The following is a 17,651-nucleotide window of genomic DNA, read 5'->3' as shown; positions in this document are numbered from 1 at the left end:
AACGACCGTTCAGGCCAGTCAAGCAGGCGGTCCGCCCTGGGTCAAGCCCGGCGGCTCACCGGCCCGCACCACGCACGGAGTCGACAGTGGACACTGGATCCGCCGCGTCAGACCACGAAGGCGATACCGCCCGGTCCCCGCCGTGCTGGCGCGACGGGCACCACCCGATGCTCGCCGGTCACCCACACCGGGACCGACCCCAAGCCGTCGAGGCGCCCCCGGTGGCGACCGGACGCGACGACGAGCTCGGTCCTGCCCGTGCCCCCGCCCGCACGTCTCCGCGCCTCGGACAGGACGTCGGTCGAGGAGCACCGGATGCCGCCTGGGCCGGTAACAGCCGACACCGTCCGTGGTGAAGCCGCGCTGTTCCCCGAGCTCCCGGAGGGCGTCCACGAGGCCTGCGGCGCGGTGACCGAAGGTGAAGTCGGCGCCCACCATCACCGCCTCGGCACGCAGCCGCTCGACCAGCGTCCGCTCGACGAACTCGGACGGTGAGAGCGCGGCGAACTCGCGGGTGAACGGCAGCACGCAGACCGCCCGAATCCCGAGCCCGAAGGCGAGATGGGCGTTCGACGGTGCTCAACGCCGCGGTGCCCGCGGTAACCCGAGCACGCGTGCCGGGTGCGGGTCGAAGGTGACCAACACGGGCGGCAGGTTCCGGGCGCGGCCGAAGCCCACCGCGCGGTCGATCAGGTGGGCGTCACCACCGACGGGCCGAACCCGGCGGGCCCCTCGCCGAGCCCGCCGCAGCACGCACTCTTGCGACGAGGGGCGGACATCAGCTCCGAGCCCGGCCGGCCTGGTCACCTCCGGGCGAACGCGCGCACCGCGTCCGGGTCGAGCTCGACCCCGAAGCCGGGCCCGTCGGGCAGGTGCAGCTCCCCACCCTCGTAGCGCAGCGGGGTGGCGAGGTGCTCGGCACGCATCAGCAGGGGCCCGAACAGCTCGCTCCCCCAGGTCACCGCGGGCAGTGCGCACGCCAGGTGCAGCGAGGCCGCGGTGCCGACCGGACCGTCGATGGACGTGCCCATGTGGGCGGGGATCCCGGCGGCCGCCGCGACTTCCGCGATGGACCTGGTGGCCCTGAGGCCGCCGGATTTGCTGATCTTGAGCGAGTACACGTCGGCAGCGGCGAGCCTGGCGAGGCGGAGCGCGTCGCCCGGGGTGCGGAGGCTTTCGTCGGCCATGACGTGGATCGGCAGCGCCCGGTTGATCTCGGCGAGGGCCTCGACGTCGGCCCCGGGCACGGGTTGCTCGACGAGCTCGATGCCGCCGTCCGCGAGGCGGGGCAGGTGGGCCAGCGCCGTGCCGCGATCCCACCGCGCGTTGACGTCCACGCGCAGCCCCGCCGCGCCGGCCAGCTTGTCCGCGATGGCGGTGACGCGCCGGACGTCGTCGGCCGGGTCCTGGGCGCCCATTTTCAGCTTGAAGGTGCGGTGGGTCCCGGCGTCGAGCTTGGCGAGCGCCTCCTCGACGACGACCGGGGCTGGTTCGGTGCCCAGCGCCCAGGTGACCGGGACCGACCGGCGGACGACCCCGCCGAGGAGGGCGTGCGCCGGTACGCCCAGGCACCGGGCCCACGCGTCGTGCAGCGCGATGTCCACGGCCGCCTTGGCGTGCAGGTTGGCCGCCACCACGTCGCCGATGTCGCGCCCGATCCCCGCGATGTCGTCCACGTCGCGGCCGAGCAGGATCGGCGCCAGGTAGCGTTCGATGACGAGCTGCATGGTCTCCACCGACTCGCCACCCCACCACGGGCCCCCGGGAACGACGCCCTCGCCCACGCCGGTGACGCCACCCGCGGTCCGCAGGTACACCAGCAGGACGGGCTGGACGTCCATCCCGACGCGGGCGAACCGGTGCGGTCGCCTCAGCGGCACGTCGAGCACGACCGTTTCGACGCGGTCGATGCGAAGATCGCTCATCACGAAGCTCCTCTGGTCTGCGACGGGCAGCGCCCCGGGCCCGCGGGCCCGGGGCGCGGGGGTTCAGGCCGGTTCGAGCACGAAGTCGTACTCGGCACGCACGCACCCGTCGGAGACCGGTTGCGGGTCGAGCACGAGTTCCGGCTTGGTCGCCTGCGCGACGTCGGAGTCGAGCCAGTCCCCGCCGGCGAAATACAGCTGCGTGGTGATCGGCCGGCAGCCGGGCGCCCGCACGATCAGGTGCAGGTGCGCCGGCCGCCACGGGTGCCAGCCCGCCGCCTCGATCAGTTTGCCGGTCGGGCCGTCGGTGGGGATCTGGTAGGGCGCGGGCTGGACGGTGCTGATCTCGAACCGGCCCTGGCCGTCGGCGACCACGACACCGCGCAGGTTGCCCTCGGGGATGTGCGGGGCGAATCCCGAGTAGTAGCCGGCGTGGTCGGCGTGCCAGATGTCGAGTTCGGCGCCGGGGACCGGCCTGCCGGTCGTGTCGCGAACCTGCCCGGCGAACACGAGCCGGGTGCCCGGTTCGGCCTCGCGCATCGGCAACGTGGTCACCGACGGCAGCTTGGGCGCGCCGGGCAGGTAGTACGGGCCCAGGATGCTGCCCTTGGTGCCGTGCTGCTTGCGGGCGGCCACTTCTTCGACCTCGTGCTCGACGAACACGTCGAGCAGCAACGGCCATTCGCCGCTCTCGCCGACCTCGATCAGCCACTGCTTGGTGGCGGTGAACTCGGGGTAGGTGACCTCGTGGGTGCGGATGGCCTCGCGCACCCCGTCCAGCACCGCCTGGACGACGGTCGCCACGCGTTCCCGGCTCACCTCGCCGGCGCCACCCTCCTGGCGCGCGAGGAATGCCTGGGTGGCCGAGGCGCCGGAACCGGCAGCCGTCGGCGATGGGTGTGTCGTGTCCATCGTGGAGTTCCTCTCCGTGCTCACCGCTTGCCCAGCAGCGATACGTCGTCGTTGTTGATCAGGTCGGGCACCGTCCAGCCGTCGAGGTCGTACTCGGCCATGCATTGTTCGGCGAAGCCGCGCATGGCATCGGCCTGACCGGACTGCTCCATGGCGATGAGCTGCTCGAAGCGCACGCCCTCGTGGTTGCCTGCGTAGTTGCGCTCGTAGAGCTCGTGACGGCCGCCGAACTCGGTGCCGATGGAGTCCCAGATCAGCTTCATCAGCTTGACCCGCTCGACCGAGTCGTAGCCGTTGGAGCCGCGCACGTACCGGTCGAGGTAGGGCCGGACCTCGGGCGAGGAGAAATCCGACGCGTGCGAGGGCAGGTAGATCAGGGCGCTGCCGAGGTCCTGCATGATGATCTCGCGGATGCGCGGGTAGCCGACGGTCATGAACCACCGGTAGGCCAGGCCGTAGTTCAGGTTCGGCAGCAGGGTGCCGTTCTTCCACTCGCTGGGGCTCGCGGCCATCGCGTCGGAGAGCGCCCAGAACAGGTTGCGCCAGCTGATGACCTCGCCGATGCGGGTCTGGATGCCGCGGAAGTCCTTGGTGCCGGTCGCTTCCACGCCCTTGAGCAGCAGGCCGGCGATGAAGTCGAGCTTGACCGCGAGGCGGGTGACGCCCTGGAAGGTGAACCGCTCCAGGAAACCGGAGCCGGGGACGAAACTGCTCACCTTGTCGGCGTCGCCGTAGATGAACACGTTCTCCCACGGGATCTTCACCTTGTCCAGGATGAAGATCGTGTCGTTCTCGTCGAGCCGGCTCGACAGCGGGTAGTCGAACGGCGAGCCCATCTGGGCGGCCATGCTGGTGTAGGAGTTGCGGCAGATCAGCTTCATGCCGGGCGTGTTCATCGGCACCGTGCACACCAGAGCGAACTCGCGGTCCTTGAACGGCAGGCCGTAGTGGGCGATGAAGTTGAAGTGCGTGAGTGCCGATCCGGTCGCCACGACCTTCGCCCCGGAGACGACGAGGCCGTCGTCGGTCTCCTTCTCGACGTGGACGAACACGTCCTTGACCTCGTCGGGCTTCTTGTTGCGGTCGACGGGCGGGTGGACGATCGCGTGGTTCCAGTACAGCACCTTTTCCTGCGATTCGGCGTACCACCGGCGCGCGTTGCCGGAGAAGGGTTCGTAGAACTCGGAGTTCGCGCCCAGTGTGCCGAGGAAGGAGGCCTTGTAGTCGGGACTGCGGCCCATCCAGCCGTAGGTCATCCGCGCCCACTCGGCGATCGCGTTGCGGTCGGCGAGGAGGTCCTCGCGGGTGCGCGGGCTGCGGAAGAACGGGAACGTGAACCCGTTGCTGCCGGTGTCCGTCGGCACCGTCAGGACGTCCTGCTTGGCCGGGTCGTGCAGCGCGTCGTACAGGCGCGCCGTCATCCGAACGGGATTGCGGAAGGCCGGGTGGGCGGTGATGTCCTTGACCTTCTCGCCGTAGAGGAACACCTGCCGGCCGTCCTGCAGCGACTCGACGTACTCCTCACCGGTGAACGGGCGGGTGGTCCGCGCGTTCGCGGCACCGTCCGGGCCGGGCGTGGACTCCTGTGCGGTCATGCTTTTGCTCCTTTGCAATAGCGGACGACGTACGTCAGATGGAGGCGGCGAACCACGACACGCCCGGGCTGTCCCCGGACTGCAGCCACGGCGCCGCCTGGTAGACGGGACCGAGGTGACGGAAGCCGCCGAGGTAGAACACCAGCGGGTCGCCGCCGTCGACCTCGAAGCCGGCGACCTCACCGAGGTAGAGCACGTGGTCGCCGCCGTCGTAGCAGCGCCACGGAGTGCACGAGATCGTGGCGAGCGCACCGCCCAGCTGCGGTGCCAGCTGCGGATCGGGACGCCGCCAGTCCGGCGCACCGGCCATCGGCTTGCCGGCGAAGTGCAGCGCGACCTCGCTTTGCGGTTCGCTCAGCACGTTGACGGTGAAGGGCGCCCCCTCGAGGTACTTGCTGATCTTCGACCGGCGGTCGAGCGACACCAGCACCAGTGCGGGATCCAGCGACACCGCGCTGAACGCGTTGACGGTCGCCCCGTGTGGCTTTCCGTCGCCGTCACACGTGACCACCGTGACCCCGGTGGCGAAGTGGCCCAGGCACCGCCGCAGTGCTCGCGGATCGACCGGCATGCTCCACACCTCCTGTACACTATGTGTACGCAATGAACGGATAGTGTACGTCTGGCAGATCGTGTGACACTTCCCGCGGACTGTCAAGAGAACTGAGGAAAATGGAGCCGATGGACGACGAGAAGACGAGTCAGAACCACATCCAGGGCCTGGAACGCGGCCTTGCGGTGCTCACCGCGTTCGACGCCGACCGTCCGAACCCGACAGTGGCCGAGCTCGCGACGGCGACCGGGCTGTCCCGCCCGGTCGTGCGCCGAGTCCTGTTGACCTTGCAACGACTGGGTTACGTGGCCGCGTCCGGTCCACACTGGACGTTGACACCGCGCGTGCTGTCCATCGGCCAGCACTACACGGCGACGCACGCCCTCACCGAACTGGCTCAACCGCACCTGATGCGACAGGCCGAGCGGACCGGGGAGTCGGCCACCCTCGCGGTGATGGACGGCAACGAAGTCGTCTACATCGCGCGGGTGCCGGTACGCCGCGTGTTGAGCGTGACCGTGTCCCCCGGCACGCGCGTCCCCGTGCACGCGACGTCCCTGGGCCGGGTGCTGCTGGCGTGGGAACCGGACGAGCGGGTCGACGAGGTGATCGCCGAATGCGGGCTCCCCCGCCTCACCCCATACACCGTCACGGACCCGGCGGAGTTCCGCGAGATCCTGGCACGCGTCCGGGAACAGGGCTGGTCGCTGGTGGCGAACGAACGCGAGGAAGGGCTCATCTCGCTGTCGGCACCCGTGCGCGACCACCACGGCCGGGTCATCGCCGCGGTCGCCTCCTCCACCTCGACCGGGCGCACCACGCCGGACCGGATGCGCGAGGAGGTGGTCCCCGTGCTGCTCGAGACCGCGAAGGCGATCAGCGGCGAGCTGGGGCACGAACGCGGGTGACACGGCGGTCCGCGGCAGGCGGGACCGTCCCAGCCCAGGGTCGGCGGCGTGTGCGCACTCGCCATGCTCACGCCTCCTCGGGCCTGAACGAACGTTCTTACTCCAGGGAACCAGTCGCTCCGAGGTCCGTCAAGAACGTGTAACCTCGCCGGATGAACAGTCGTTCTGCTGCTGCCGCGCTGATCAGCGAAACCGGCCGGGGCACCAAGGCGGCGATCCTCAACGCAGCCCTGGCCGCGTTCGGCGAAAAGGGCTTCAACGGCGCCTCGACACGCGATGTGGCCGCCGGCGCCGGAACCAGCCTGTCCAACCTCTACAACTACTTCCCGTCGAAGTCGCACCTGCTCGCCGAACTGCTCCAGCGAGCCAACGACGAGCTGCTGAACCGCACCAGCGCCGCGGTCCAGGCCGCCGGGGACGACCCGGCCGACCGGATGCGGGAAGCGGTCAAGGCCTACGTCGGGTTCGTCGTGGACCACCAGACGGCAGCGCTGGTCGCCATCAGCGAGATCCGCTACCTCCACGGCGAGCACCGGGAACGGATCGTCCGCGCCCGCGACAGCACCCAGGCCATCTTCGGGGAGATCATCGCCGAGGGCGTCGCCCAGGGCCGGTTCACCACCCCCTACCCCGACGGCGCCGCACGGAACATCGTGTCGATGTGCTCGGCGATCTCCACCTGGTACCGCGCCGGGGGGCGCCTCTCCCGGAAGGCCCTCGCCGAGCAGCACGCCCGGTACGCGCTCGCCCTGCTCGAAACCCGCGACTGACCGCAGGCACGCCTTGCCAACCGGCTCCGCTCCCGCCTATCGTCTGAACGATCGTTCGTACTGAGGCAGGGAGCGGGGAGGCGGGCATGGGTGACCTGGAGGCCAGGATCCGGCGGCTCGAAGACGTCCAGGAGATCGGCCAACTGCGTGCGCGGTACTGCCAGTACCTCGACGACGGGCGCTGGGACGAGCTCGCCGGCCTGTTCACCGAGGACGGCCGGTTCGTCGGCCTGTCCACCGCCAGCGGGCGCAGTGAACTGCGCACGTTCTTCGCCGGTCTGCAGCGCGGTCCGCTCACCGCGTGGTGGCACTTCAGCGCCAACGAGACGGTGACGGTCGACGGTGACGCCGCCTCCGGGGAAACCTGGCTCTACCAGCCCTGCGTGGTCGACGGCGAGGCACAGGTCGCCGCGGGCCGCTACACCGATTCGCTGGTGCGCCAGGACGGGAGGTGGCTGTTCACCGAGCGCAAGGTCACCTTCTTCTGGTGGGTCCCCCTGACCGCCGGGTGGGACGCCGGGAGAATCGGCTGGGCCCCGGCCGACGGGGCTCTGGATCCTCGCTACCGGCGATGACTGCCGCCCGGCGCGCTCAGCGTTGCGCTCCTACACTCGGCTGAAGTGGCCTGATCCCGGACGGGAGACGTACCGCTCCCGCGCCAGGCCGAGGAGGTCGGCGACGATGAGCGTTCATCAGGTCCTCACCGGTCTGAATGCGGTCCGGGCCGACCTGGAAGAGTTCTATCGGGACCTGCACCGGCACCCGGAGCTGGGCCTGCGGGAACACCGCACCGCCGCCAAGGTCGCGCAGGCGCTGCGGGAGGATGGGTACGACGTCACCGAGGGCATCGGGGGCACAGGGGTGACCGCGGTCCTCGCCAACGGGCCGGGGCCGGTGGTGATGGCGCGAGCGGACATGGACGCCCTGCCTGTGCGGGAACAAACCGGGCTGCCCTACGCGTCCACGGTCACCGACGGCGACCAGCCGGTCATGCACGCCTGCGGGCACGACGTGCACGTGACGGCATTGACCGGGTGCGCGCGGCTGCTCGCGCGAGCCAGGGAATCCTGGCAGGGCACGTTCGTGGCACTCTTCCAGCCGTCGGAGGAGAACGGCGACGGCGCCGACGCGATGATCGACGACGGGCTGACCGGCAGGGTGCCCACCCCGGATGTCGTGCTGGCCCAGCACGTCCTGCCCTACCCCGCGGGGTACGTCGGAATCCGCGCGGGCCCGTTCCTGTCTGCTGCGGACAGTCTCGAAGTAACCGTCCACGGCCGCGGCGCGCACGGGTCGAAGCCCGAGTCGGCCGTGGACCCGGTAGTGATGGCGGCGATGATCGTCGTGCGCCTGCAGACCGTCGTCGCGCGCGAGCTGGCCGCCACCACTCCGGCGGTGCTCACCGTTGGCAGCATCCACGCCGGTTCCGGACCCAACATCATCCCGGACCGGGCCGTGATCCAGCTCAACGTGCGCACCTACGACGACGTCACGCGCGCACACGTGCTGGAGGCGATCGACCGGATCGTCCGGGCGGAATGCGCCGCGTCCGGGGCCCGGCAGGCACCGGTGATCCGGCGGATCGCGTCGTTCCCGCCCACCGTCAACGACGAGGAACCCACCCGGCGCGTCGCGGCGGCGTTCGCCGACCACTTCGGCGAGACGCACACGATCGACCTGCAGACCGCGAGCGAGGACATGAGCCTGATCCCGCAGGCCTTCGGTGCGCCGTTCACCTACTGGGGTTTCGGTGGAACCGATCCCGCCGAATACGCCGAAGCGGACAAGCGCGGCACCCTCGCCCGCGACATTCCGGTCAACCACAACCCCCGGTTCGCCCCCGTCGTCCAGCCCACGCTGGACACCGGTGTCACCGCGATGGCCGTGGCCGCGCTCGCCTGGCTGGCGGCCTGAGACACGACCGCGCCGGAGCGCGACCTCGCGGTTTCCGTGTGGTTCACGTCACCGTCGCACTCTCTGCGCCGAGGACAAGGACAGAGCGGATGAGGAGCCGCCCACTTTTTAGCGTCCGGACGCATGGGGCAGCCCCCTCCCGGGGCCGTTTGCCAACGTACCGCCGGGGTAGCCGGTAACGGACCCGGCCGACACCAAGGAGTCTGCGATGACGACAGTGACGATCATCGGCGCGGGCAACATGGCCCGGGGAATCGGCATCCGGGTGCTCGCCGGCGGCGCGGAGCTCCAGATCCTGGCGCCCTCCGCGGAGAAGGCGACCACACTCGCATCGGACATCGCCGGCGACGACGCCCCGGCCAGAGGCGGCGCGGTCGACCAGCATCCGGTCACCGGCGAGATCGTCGTACTCGCCACCCCGTACGAAGCGGCCCTGGAGTGGGCCTCCGGCCACGGGACCGAACTGGACGGGCGGGTGGTCGTCGACATCACCAACCCTGTCGATTGGGCGACGTTCGACCGGCTGGTCACCCCGCCGGGATCGTCGGCCGCGGAGGAGATCGCCGCCCGACTCACCCGTCAGGTTTCGGTCGTAAAGGGCTTCAACACGACGTTCGCCGCGACACTGCACACGGGACAAGTGGACGGGCAGCCGCTGGACGTGCTGCTAGCCGGCGACGACGTCGCGGCCAAGCGTATGGTCAGCGGCCTGGTCGAGGCAGCCGGTATGCGGCCTGTTGATGCCGGGCCCCTGCGACGATCACGCGAACTCGAAGCGCTGGGCTTCCTCCACATGACTTTGCAGGAACCGCTGGGAACCGGCTACCGCAGCGCGGTCAAGTTTCTGGGCTGAGATCTCGGCCAGGACGTTCAGCCGTCTTCGAAGCGCCGGAGCAGGAGCGTGAGCAGAGCGGCCAAGTCGGTGCGCTGCTGCCGGGTGAGGGGAGCGAGCAGGTCGTCCTCGAAGGCGAAGTGCTCGGCGATGTCGTCGTCCAGGTCGGACACCGCTTCCGGGGTCAGGGTGACCAGGACGCTGCGCTGGTCGTCCGCCGAGGCTTCCCTGGTGATCCAGCCGTCGCGCTCCAGCCGGTGCAGGCGGCCGGTCAGCCCGGAGGACGAGATCAGCATCTCCGCGCGCAGCTGGGACGGTGTCATCGCGTACGGCGGGCCGATGCGGCGCAGCGCCCGCAGCACCTCGAAGTCGCCCACGTTGGCCACCATCCGTCCACGCCGGCGGCGCAGTCGGCCGTTCTCCGCGCCCTCCACGTGCTGCGCGATCCGCAGGATCCGGGCGAGCACCTCCGACGCCGAGACGTCCAGGCCGGGCATCTGCTCGGCCCACAGCGCCACCGACCGGCCGACGACATCACCATCCATGTCGTGAAGTAATACCTCGTGTGTTTCCGGACACCCGCACGGCCCCACGGGTAGATAGTTCGCTCGCGAGCGAGATAGCCTCGCCTTCGTGACTGCCTCCACCTCGGCGCCCGTCCGGCCGGTCGCGCGCCGCTCGCCCAAGGGTTCGGTGCTGCTGCGGTTGTTGCGTACGACGGATCACAAGCAGATCGGCATCATGTACCTGGTCACGTCGTTCGCCTTCTTCATGGTGGGCGGCGCGATGGCGATGCTGATCCGCACCGAGCTGGCGCGCCCGGGACAGCAGTTCCTGTCGCAGGAGCAGTACAACCAGCTGTTCACCATGCACGGCACAGTGATGCTGCTGCTGTACGCGACGCCGATCCTGTTCGGGTTCGCCAACTTCGTGCTGCCGCTGCAGATCGGCGCACCTGACGTCGCGTTCCCCCGCCTCAACGCGCTGTCCTACTGGCTGTTCCTGTTCGGCGGCGTCATCACCGTCTCCGGCTTCCTGACCCCGGGCGGCGCCGCCGACTTCGGCTGGTTCGCCTACACGCCCCTGTCGAGCGCGATCTATTCGCCCGGCGCGGGCGGCGACCTGTGGATCGCCGGGCTGACGGTGTCCGGCCTGGGCACCATCCTCGGCGCGGTCAACATAATCACCACGATCGTGTGCCTGCGGGCGCCGGGCATGACGATGTTCCGGATTCCGATCTTCACGTGGAACGTCCTGGTGACGAGCGTGATGACCCTGATCGCGTTCCCGATCCTGACCGCCGCACTGCTCGGCCTGGCGGCCGACCGGCACCTCGGGGCGCATGTGTTCGACCCGGCCAATGGCGGCGTGATCCTCTGGCAGCACATGTTCTGGTTCTTCGGCCATCCCGAGGTCTACATCGTGATGCTGCCGTTCGTCGGGATCGTGTCGGAGATCGTGCCCGTGTTCAGCCGCAAACCGTTGTTCGGCTACAAGGGCATGGTGTTCGCGACCATGGGCATCGCGGCGTTGTCGGTCGCGGTGTGGGCGCACCACATGTACGCCACCGGCGCCGTGCTGCTGCCGTTCTTCTCCTTCATGACCTTCCTGATCGCGGTGCCCACCGGGGTGAAGTTCTTCAACTGGATCGGCACCATGTGGAAGGGACGTCTCACGTTCGAGTCACCGATGCTGTTCTCGGTCGGGTTCATGGTGACGTTCCTGTTCGGTGGTCTGACCGGCATCCTGCTGGCCGCCCCGGCCATCGACTTCCACGTGTCCGACAGCTACTTCGTGGTGGCGCACTTCCACTACGTCCTGTACGGGACCGTGGCTTTCGCGACGTTCGCCGGCATCTACTTCTGGTTCCCGAAGATCACCGGGCGGATGCTGGACGAGAAGCTCGGCAAGCTCCACTTCTGGACCACGTTCCTCGGCTTCCACGGCACCTTCCTGGTGCAGCACTGGCTGGGCGCCGAGGGCATGCCGCGCCGCTACGCCGACTACCTGGCCAGCGACGGCTTCACCACGCTGAACACGATCTCGACCATCGGCGCCTACATCCTGGGCGCGTCGACCCTGCCGTTCATCTACAACGTGTTCACCAGCTACCGCTACGGCGAGCTCGTCACGGTGGACGACCCGTGGGGCTACGGCAACTCGCTGGAGTGGGCCACCTCGTGCCCGCCGCCGCGGCACAACTTCACCGAGCTGCCCCGGATCCGGTCCGAGCGCCCGGCGTTCGAGCTGCACTATCCGCACATGGTCGAACGGCTGCACACCGAGGGTGAGATCACTTTCACCGGCCGGGCGAAGGCGCCATCACAAGCCCTCACCGACGCGGTCATCCCGGGCGACCACGACAAGGACAACGCCTCCGAACACTGACGGGCACGCCCAGAGTCTGAGCCAGTTCCCTGTCCACCCTCGGCGCCGACCGGCGATCGGATCGCGCGGTCAATGCCGGAAATGCCTACCGTGACCTCCAAACCGGGTCGCGGCAACTCCTCTCCCGGTGCTGTCCGATGGGGCCAGAGCAACGACATCGAGCTCGGGACACCGACCCCAGCCTCGGGACTGTCTACCGCGTGACGATCCACAGCCTTCCTGGGTTGCCCGCGGCGCGGGGTGGTGGCTGGTTCGCCCACTCCGGTCGTTCAGGCCACCGACGGGACCGCGCGGTAGGGAGGTATCGCCGCGCAGAGAGCGGCCAGATCGCGCCCGGCGCTGTGGACTGTCGCATCGGGACGGACGACGGCGGCGAGGGCGAAGCCGCGGCGCAGCCAGCGGTGCAAGGGGGTCCCCGGCCGGGCCACCACGAGCACAGCTCCGCGTTGTTCGATGTCCGCGCGTTGCGCGGGCGACGGCTCGGCGGTGCTGATGACGGTGAACCGGCCGGCCGTCACGTCGTCGAGGCGCCGGTCGCCGTCGACCGGTGCGTTGGGGCACAGGCGACCGGCCAGGGGATGCCACAGGGGCGGGCGCGCCACCAGGGCGGAGCGGCGCAGGGCGGGGGTTTCGGTGTCGAGCACGCGCTTGCGCAGGCCGGGCACGCGGTGCAGGCGAGGTGCGGCGACGCGGCGGAGGAGGTCGCCGAATTCGCCGCCTTCGGTCATGGCGGTGCCCATCAGCTTGGCGATCCGGATCATGGTGGTGGCGTGGGGTTTGCGCTCCGCCTCGTAGCTGCCGAGGACGGTTTCGGCGAGCGTCCCGTCGAGCACGCCGGCGAGCTTCCACGCGAGGTTCATCGCGTCGCGCATCCCGGCGCCCATGCCCTGGCCGATGAACGGCGGGGTGAGGTGGGCGGCGTCGCCGAGGAGGAAGACCCGCCGATCGCGCCAGCGGTCGGCGACCTGGGCGCGGAAGGTGTATTCGGCGACGCGGACGATCTCGAGCTGGTCGGACGGTGTCTCCCCGGTCCACGGCTTGATCAGCGGGAGCAGCGCGGCCGGTTCGCGGTAGGTGTCCGCCGTTTCGCCGTCGGTCAGCTGGAATTCCCAGCGGTAGCGGTTCTCCCCCACGCGCATGTAGGTGGCGGCGCGGGCCGGGTCGCAGACCTGGTGCACCCCTTCCCAGGCGCCGAGTTCGGCGTCGGTGCGGATGTCGACGACGAGCCAACGCTGGGTGAACCCGAGGTCGCGCATGACGGAGCCGATCGAGGTCCGGGTCAGGCTGTTCGCTCCGTCGCAGCCGAGCACGTACCGCGCGAGCACCGAGTCCGGCCGGCCGGCCGGATCGGTGAACGCGACCCGCACACCGCCGGCCTCCGGGGCCAGTGCGGTGACCTCGGCGCCACCGCGCATCGTGGCCGCACGGTGCCGTTTGAGGCCCGAGCGCAGCAGCGCCTCCAGCTCGGGTTGCTCGAACATACTGGCCTCGGGGTAGCCGTGCCTGCCGTGCGCCGCGTCGCGCCGGAACTCCGCGAGCACCCGCATGTCCCGGTCCAGGAGCCGCAACCCGTTGCAGCGCCAGGAGATCGCCGAGAACTCCGCGGAGAGGCTCAGCCAGCCGAGGATGCGGCAGACCTCGTCGTCGAGGTGGACGGCGCGAGGCTGGGGATAGATCGTTTCCCACCGGTCGAGGACCAGGGACTCGATGCCGTACTGGGCCAGCAGGGTGGCGGCGGTGAGGCCGGTCGGGCCCGCGCCGATGATCACCACGGGCACTTCGGTCACGAGGCACCTGCCAGGCGCCAGCCGATCGCGTAGCGGTCGAGGACCGCCTTCACCGCCGGCTCGTCGGCGTCGCTGGAGGTCCGCACCACCACGATGACCGAGCCGTCGTCGACCTCGGCGTCGACGTCGAGCACGCCGGGCAGGCCGGCCAGGGCTTCGGTGAGCTCGCGCCGGGTGGCGTCGGCGCGCAGGGCGGGTTTGTACGGCTTGCCGAGGTCGGTGAGCGGCAGGGCGTCGAGCACTGTGACGGTCTTCGGCGCCGCCGCGGCCTCGGGAACCTGGTGGCGTGCCCAGTCGCACAGTTCCTGCTCGCTGACCGCGCAACCGGCAGCGAGGGTCACGTAGGCGACGGGGACCTCACCGGAGCGGGGGTCCGGCCGGCCCACCGCGCCGGCGGCGGTGACCGCGGGGTGGGTGAGCAGGCTGTCCTCGATGAGCGCGGGGTCGATGTTGTGTCCACCGCGGATGATGAGGTCCTTGGCGCGGCCGGCGAGGTAGACGAACCCGTCGGCGTCGAGGCGCGCGAGGTCGCCGGTGTCCAGCCAGCCGTCGACGAGCTTGCCGAGGCCGTCGAGAACGTGGCCGTGCTCGTCCTGGCCGGTGACGTAGCCGGAGAAGACCGTGGGGCCGCTGATCGCGAGCACGCCCGTGTGGCCGGGCGGGAGGTCTTCCCAGGTGCCGTCCTCGCGCACGCGGATGGTTTTCATCCGCTGGTAGGGCAACCGCTGACCGACCGAGCCGGGCCGGGGCACGTCGGGGAAGCTGCGCGCGCTGGCACAGGTCGCTTCGGTCAGGCCGTAGCCTTCGACGAGCGTGACGCCGGTGTGGGCCTCGAAGCGCGCGCGGACGGCGGCCGGCAGCGGAGCGGCCCCGACCATGGCGAAGCGCAAGCTGCTGATGTCCGCGTCGACCGGGCACTGCGCGAGCACCGCGTACACGGTGGGGACCGCGCTCATCGTGGAGATCCGGTGGTGCTCGACGATCTTCCAGAACTCGCCGTAGAGCGGGAGGTCGCGATAGCCGAGCGGCCCGGCCCAGACCACGGTCTGCCCCTTGAACAACGGCGCGAGCAGGGTGACCACCAGCGCGTTGACGTGGAACAGCGGCAGCGCGGCGAAGAGGGTGTCGTGGTCTTCGAGGAGCGAGTTGGCGGCCAGCATCCAGGCGTCGGCGACCTCGACGGCGTGCGTGTGCGCGGCGAGCTTCGGCGCGCCGGTGGTGCCCCCGGTCGGGAAGAGCGCGGCCAGGTCCTCCGCGCGGGGCGGTTCACCGAGGAAGGCCGACGAGTCCTGCCCGGCCGCCAGCTCGGCGAGGTAGCCGACGCGGACCCCCGGCAGGTTCGGCAGGTCCGGAGCCGGTCCGGTGGCGCCGGTGGGCCGCAGGACGAGGACGGCATCAACCTGCCCGTCCTGGGCGAGAGCGTGGGCGGTCTCCCAGGTGGCCACGGACAGCTCGGGACCGGCGGTGACGATGACCCGCGCACCCGAACGACGCAGCAGCTGGGCGAGGTGCTCGCGCGAAAGGCCACCGTTGAGGGGCGCCGCGATTCCGGCGAGCTGCGCGGCCAAGGTGGCGGGCACCAGGTCGGCGGTGTTGGGCGAGATCAACGCGACCGCGTTCCGACGGCGAACACCGATTTCGTGCAGGAGGTTCGCGTACCGGTGGACGTCGCCGAGCAGTCCGGCGAAGGTGCGCTGCTCGGGTTCGCGCCAGCGCGCGGCTTCCGGCAGCACGGTGGTCGCGGTGCGGTCCGGCCAGGTGGTGGCGGCCCGGACCAGCAGGGCGTAGGTGGACGCGGGAAGGCCACGTGCCGCCAGCGGCACGGCTTCGATCGCGGCGATGTCGGCAGGGGCGGAGTACTCCGGCCACAGCAGGTTCCCAGTCATCGGGCGTGCCTCACCACCGTGCACTGGGTGCCCAGGTCGATCGCGCCGTCGTCGGTGGCCACTCCGGCCTCGATGACGTCGCCGTCCTTCAGGTACCGGGGATTGCGTTCCTGGCCACGGAAGAACAGCCTCCACTTCAGCGCCGGTGGCAGCAGGGAGCCGACGATCTCCACCGGCTTCGGCGGGGCGGACAACGCCGTGCCCACGGGGGTGCCGGTCAGGACGAGATCCCCCGGGTCGAGCCGTTGGAAGCGGGCAAGGGCCCGGAGGGTTTCCGCGGGCTGGTAGATCATGTCGGCGACCGTCTGGTCCTGGCGGGTTTCGCCGTTGACGCTCAGTTTCAGCCGGAGGTCGGTGAACCGCTTGAACTCGTCGGCGTCGAGCAGGACCAGCGCGGGCCCGGTGGGGGTGAACGTCGGGTAGGACTTGGCTTCGTAGAACTGGGTCTGGGGCAGCTGGATGTCGCGCGCGGAAATGTCGTTGGTCACCACGAGGCCCGCGACGTATCCGGCGACGTCGTCGCCGATCTCCGTGCCGACCGGGATCTCCGCGCCGATGACCAGGCCGATCTCGACTTCGTAGTCCAGGAGCCGCACGTGGGCGGGGCGCACCACGTCGTCGTGCGGGCCGCTGATCGAGCCGGACGACTTGCGGAAGAAGGTCAGCGGCACGGTGTCCGGGTTCCCGCCGGTGTCCTTGACGTGCGAGGCGAAGTTGGTCATCTGCGCGACCACCCGGCACGGGGCGGTGACCGGCGAGACGAGCTCGAGGCTCTCCACGGCGACCGTGCGCCCGCCGGCCAGGGCGGCGTCGAGGGCATTGCGGTCGGCCAGTAGTTGTGCGGTGGTCGTGGCGCGGGTGGTGACCTTGGCGGCCCCGGCCGGGGTGGCCACCCACCAGGCGTCGGCGGTACGGAGGACGGAAATGCTCATGACACAGCTACTTTCAGCAGGCCGCGAAGGCGGTCGAAGTCGAATTCGTTGTCCTCGCGCAGCGCGCCGATGATGGCGCGCAGCTCGCCGAACGCCTCCCGGCCGGGTTTGACGCCGAGGAAGTCCTTGGTGGCGGGCGGGCCCCACTGGGCCAGTCCCGACGCGGTCATCGGCGCCCAGCCGGGCTCGAGCGAACAGTCGAACATGTCGCCGTCGCTGAAGTGCTCGACGAGGAATCCGTCGGGGTCGCGCCAGTAGTCGAAGAGCTGGCTGCCCTGGATGTGCCTGCCGATGCCCCACGACCGCCGGTAGCCCCGCTCGAGCAGGTACTCGCCACCGGCGGCGAGCGAATCGAGGTCGGGCACCTGGTAGGCGGAGTGCACGTACCGGTTCGCCGGTCCGAGCACCAGCGCGAGGGTGTGGTGGTCGGTCGGGGTGCCACCGCGGTCGCAGCGGATGAAGCTCATCACCGGGCCCCGCCCGCGCTGCCCGGGGTAGTAGAGGAAGTCGCTCACGATCATGCCCAGATGACTGAGGTACCAGTCGAGCGTGTGGCGGTACTTCGTGGTCTGCAGCACGACGTGGCCGAGCCGCCGCACCTTGACCGGCTCCCGCCGCGGCCGCTGGGTGGCGTTCACCCGCGCGATGTCGTGCCCGAAGTTGAAGGTCAGCGGCTCCTGGCCGGGCAACGCCGGAAGCTCGTGCGTGCCGGACACGACACGCACCCGGGCACCGCTCGGGTCGTGCAGGTCCACCGTGACCCCGCCGAGGCTTTCCGGCAGGCGGGTGACCTGGTGCCCGGTCGCGTCCGCCAGGCGAAGCACGTCCGCCGGGTCGGCGGCCCGGAACGCCGGTCCGGTGAACCGCGAGCGCGGGCCGCGGCGGACGAGGACGCAGGGCGCGCCGGGTTCGGTGCCGCGCAGCTGCAGTTCGTCCGCGGTGCGCAGCGAGGTGGTGAACCCGAAGGCGTGCGCGAACACTTCGGCCTTGGCCAGGTCTGGTTTCTCGAACTCCAGCCAGGCCAGGTCGTGCACCTTGATGACCGGATTGGGCGCCCGCCCGGGGTGTTCGCCGGGTAACGCGCCCTGCTCGCTGTGCAGGTCGGCGTGGGGATCGTCGTGGTCGATCATCAGCTCTCCCATCGGATTGACGATATCGTCACTTACGACGGTACCGTCAGTCAAGGAGTTCTGACGATTTCCTCATCTCTGAGGTGATCCGCTAAGGTGGGCTCGAACGACTTGGGAGG

General features: G+C 70.2%; 16 protein-coding genes. 6 read left to right on the top strand and 10 right to left on the bottom strand.

Going from position 1 to position 17,651, the window contains the following annotated elements; all coding sequences use genetic code 11:
- Positions 1 to 18 precede the first annotated feature (18 nt).
- The 5 genes from ACCP09_RS14135 to ACCP09_RS14115 form a co-directional block, all read right to left on the bottom strand.
- On the bottom strand, positions 19 to 528 hold the full coding sequence (locus ACCP09_RS14135; protein ID WP_433746671.1) for a hypothetical protein: 510 nt from the start codon (positions 526 to 528) through the stop codon (positions 19 to 21).
- Between the two features lie 275 nt (positions 529 to 803).
- Entirely contained in the window at positions 804 to 1,925 is a 1,122-nt protein-coding gene (locus ACCP09_RS14130; RefSeq protein WP_433746668.1) for a muconate/chloromuconate family cycloisomerase, read from the bottom strand.
- Between the two features lie 63 nt (positions 1,926 to 1,988).
- On the bottom strand, positions 1,989 to 2,837 hold the full coding sequence (catA, locus tag ACCP09_RS14125; RefSeq protein ID WP_433746665.1) for a catechol 1,2-dioxygenase: 849 nt from the start codon (positions 2,835 to 2,837) through the stop codon (positions 1,989 to 1,991).
- Between the two features lie 20 nt (positions 2,838 to 2,857).
- Positions 2,858 to 4,432 (bottom strand): 4-hydroxyphenylacetate 3-hydroxylase family protein, encoded by a 1,575-nt coding sequence (locus ACCP09_RS14120; RefSeq protein ID WP_433746662.1) that lies wholly within the window; start codon positions 4,430 to 4,432, stop codon positions 2,858 to 2,860.
- Between the two features lie 34 nt (positions 4,433 to 4,466).
- A complete protein-coding gene (locus ACCP09_RS14115; protein ID WP_123686399.1) occupies positions 4,467 to 5,003 on the bottom strand; it encodes a flavin reductase family protein in 537 nt (178 codons plus the stop codon).
- 110 nt (positions 5,004 to 5,113) lie between these two features.
- Between ACCP09_RS14115 and ACCP09_RS14110 the strand changes: the two genes are divergently transcribed.
- The 5 genes from ACCP09_RS14110 to ACCP09_RS14090 all read left to right on the top strand — a co-directional run bounded on the left by ACCP09_RS14110 (position 5,114) and on the right by ACCP09_RS14090 (position 9,430).
- Positions 5,114 to 5,893, top strand: a complete 780-nt coding sequence (locus ACCP09_RS14110) for an IclR family transcriptional regulator domain-containing protein (protein WP_123687342.1) — start codon at positions 5,114 to 5,116, stop codon at positions 5,891 to 5,893.
- Between the two features lie 152 nt (positions 5,894 to 6,045).
- Positions 6,046 to 6,663: a TetR/AcrR family transcriptional regulator gene (locus ACCP09_RS14105; RefSeq protein ID WP_027929208.1), complete on the top strand. Its 618-nt coding sequence runs from the start codon at positions 6,046 to 6,048 to the stop codon at positions 6,661 to 6,663.
- 86 nt (positions 6,664 to 6,749) lie between these two features.
- Positions 6,750 to 7,238 carry a nuclear transport factor 2 family protein gene (locus ACCP09_RS14100; RefSeq protein WP_433746657.1) on the top strand — a complete coding sequence of 163 codons (489 nt, stop codon included), beginning with the start codon at positions 6,750 to 6,752 and terminating at the stop codon, positions 7,236 to 7,238.
- 106 nt (positions 7,239 to 7,344) lie between these two features.
- Entirely contained in the window at positions 7,345 to 8,577 is a 1,233-nt protein-coding gene (locus tag ACCP09_RS14095) for an amidohydrolase (RefSeq protein ID WP_433746654.1), read from the top strand.
- A gap of 217 nt (positions 8,578 to 8,794) precedes the next feature.
- Complete coding sequence (locus ACCP09_RS14090) at positions 8,795 to 9,430, top strand: NADPH-dependent F420 reductase (protein WP_237337874.1); 636 nt, start codon at positions 8,795 to 8,797, stop codon at positions 9,428 to 9,430.
- A 17-nt stretch (positions 9,431 to 9,447) separates the two neighbouring features.
- Here the strand turns inward: ACCP09_RS14090 and ACCP09_RS14085 are convergent, their stop codons facing one another.
- On the bottom strand, positions 9,448 to 9,954 hold the full coding sequence (locus ACCP09_RS14085; RefSeq protein WP_433746650.1) for a MarR family transcriptional regulator: 507 nt from the start codon (positions 9,952 to 9,954) through the stop codon (positions 9,448 to 9,450).
- A gap of 88 nt (positions 9,955 to 10,042) precedes the next feature.
- Between ACCP09_RS14085 and ctaD the strand changes: the two genes are divergently transcribed.
- Positions 10,043 to 11,797 carry an aa3-type cytochrome oxidase subunit I gene (ctaD, locus tag ACCP09_RS14080; RefSeq protein WP_433746647.1) on the top strand — a complete coding sequence of 585 codons (1,755 nt, stop codon included), beginning with the start codon at positions 10,043 to 10,045 and terminating at the stop codon, positions 11,795 to 11,797.
- A 269-nt stretch (positions 11,798 to 12,066) separates the two neighbouring features.
- Here the strand turns inward: ctaD and ACCP09_RS14075 are convergent, their stop codons facing one another.
- From ACCP09_RS14075 to ACCP09_RS14060, 4 genes are read right to left on the bottom strand one after another with little or no spacing between them, the layout of a single operon-like run.
- Complete coding sequence (locus ACCP09_RS14075; RefSeq protein WP_433746644.1) at positions 12,067 to 13,584, bottom strand: bifunctional 3-(3-hydroxy-phenyl)propionate/3-hydroxycinnamic acid hydroxylase; 1,518 nt, start codon at positions 13,582 to 13,584, stop codon at positions 12,067 to 12,069.
- A complete protein-coding gene (locus tag ACCP09_RS14070; protein WP_433746641.1) occupies positions 13,581 to 15,470 on the bottom strand; it encodes an acyl-CoA synthetase in 1,890 nt (629 codons plus the stop codon). Before ACCP09_RS14070 ends, ACCP09_RS14075 begins: the two co-directional genes overlap by 4 nt.
- The gene (locus tag ACCP09_RS14065) at positions 15,467 to 16,402 is read right to left on the bottom strand and encodes a fumarylacetoacetate hydrolase family protein (RefSeq protein WP_433746638.1); all 936 of its coding nucleotides are present in this window, start codon (positions 16,400 to 16,402) and stop codon (positions 15,467 to 15,469) included. The genes ACCP09_RS14070 and ACCP09_RS14065 overlap by 4 nt, the downstream gene beginning before the upstream one ends.
- Positions 16,399 to 17,544 carry a VOC family protein gene (locus ACCP09_RS14060; RefSeq protein WP_433746635.1) on the bottom strand — a complete coding sequence of 382 codons (1,146 nt, stop codon included), beginning with the start codon at positions 17,542 to 17,544 and terminating at the stop codon, positions 16,399 to 16,401. The genes ACCP09_RS14065 and ACCP09_RS14060 overlap by 4 nt, the downstream gene beginning before the upstream one ends.
- Positions 17,545 to 17,651 lie beyond the last annotated feature (107 nt).

The sequence above is a fragment of the Amycolatopsis sp. 3B14 genome (genome assembly GCF_050958625.1).
In the GTDB taxonomy this organism is placed as follows: domain Bacteria; phylum Actinomycetota; class Actinomycetes; order Mycobacteriales; family Pseudonocardiaceae; genus Amycolatopsis_E; species Amycolatopsis_E thermoflava.
Note: the sequence above shows the minus strand (reverse complement) of the source record. Positions and strands in the feature narration are given on the sequence as shown.

What these genes read in the sequence shown, in the direction of transcription:
- ACCP09_RS14120 (WP_433746662.1), bottom strand. Translation starts at nt 4,432, where the DNA reads ATGACCGCACAGGAGTCCACGCCCGGCCCGGACGGTGCCGCGAACGCG.
- ACCP09_RS14060 (WP_433746635.1), bottom strand. Translation starts at nt 17,544, where the DNA reads ATGGGAGAGCTGATGATCGACCACGACGATCCCCACGCCGACCTGCAC.
- ACCP09_RS14100 (WP_433746657.1), top strand. Translation starts at nt 6,750, where the DNA reads ATGGGTGACCTGGAGGCCAGGATCCGGCGGCTCGAAGACGTCCAGGAG.
- ACCP09_RS14115 (WP_123686399.1), bottom strand. Translation starts at nt 5,003, where the DNA reads ATGCCGGTCGATCCGCGAGCACTGCGGCGGTGCCTGGGCCACTTCGCC.
- ACCP09_RS14130 (WP_433746668.1), bottom strand. Translation starts at nt 1,925, where the DNA reads ATGAGCGATCTTCGCATCGACCGCGTCGAAACGGTCGTGCTCGACGTG.
- ACCP09_RS14110 (WP_123687342.1), top strand. Translation starts at nt 5,114, where the DNA reads ATGGACGACGAGAAGACGAGTCAGAACCACATCCAGGGCCTGGAACGC.
- catA (WP_433746665.1), bottom strand. Translation starts at nt 2,837, where the DNA reads ATGGACACGACACACCCATCGCCGACGGCTGCCGGTTCCGGCGCCTCG.
- ACCP09_RS14070 (WP_433746641.1), bottom strand. Translation starts at nt 15,470, where the DNA reads ATGACTGGGAACCTGCTGTGGCCGGAGTACTCCGCCCCTGCCGACATC.
- ACCP09_RS14105 (WP_027929208.1), top strand. Translation starts at nt 6,046, where the DNA reads ATGAACAGTCGTTCTGCTGCTGCCGCGCTGATCAGCGAAACCGGCCGG.
- ACCP09_RS14065 (WP_433746638.1), bottom strand. Translation starts at nt 16,402, where the DNA reads ATGAGCATTTCCGTCCTCCGTACCGCCGACGCCTGGTGGGTGGCCACC.
- ACCP09_RS14095 (WP_433746654.1), top strand. Translation starts at nt 7,345, where the DNA reads ATGAGCGTTCATCAGGTCCTCACCGGTCTGAATGCGGTCCGGGCCGAC.
- ACCP09_RS14085 (WP_433746650.1), bottom strand. Translation starts at nt 9,954, where the DNA reads ATGGATGGTGATGTCGTCGGCCGGTCGGTGGCGCTGTGGGCCGAGCAG.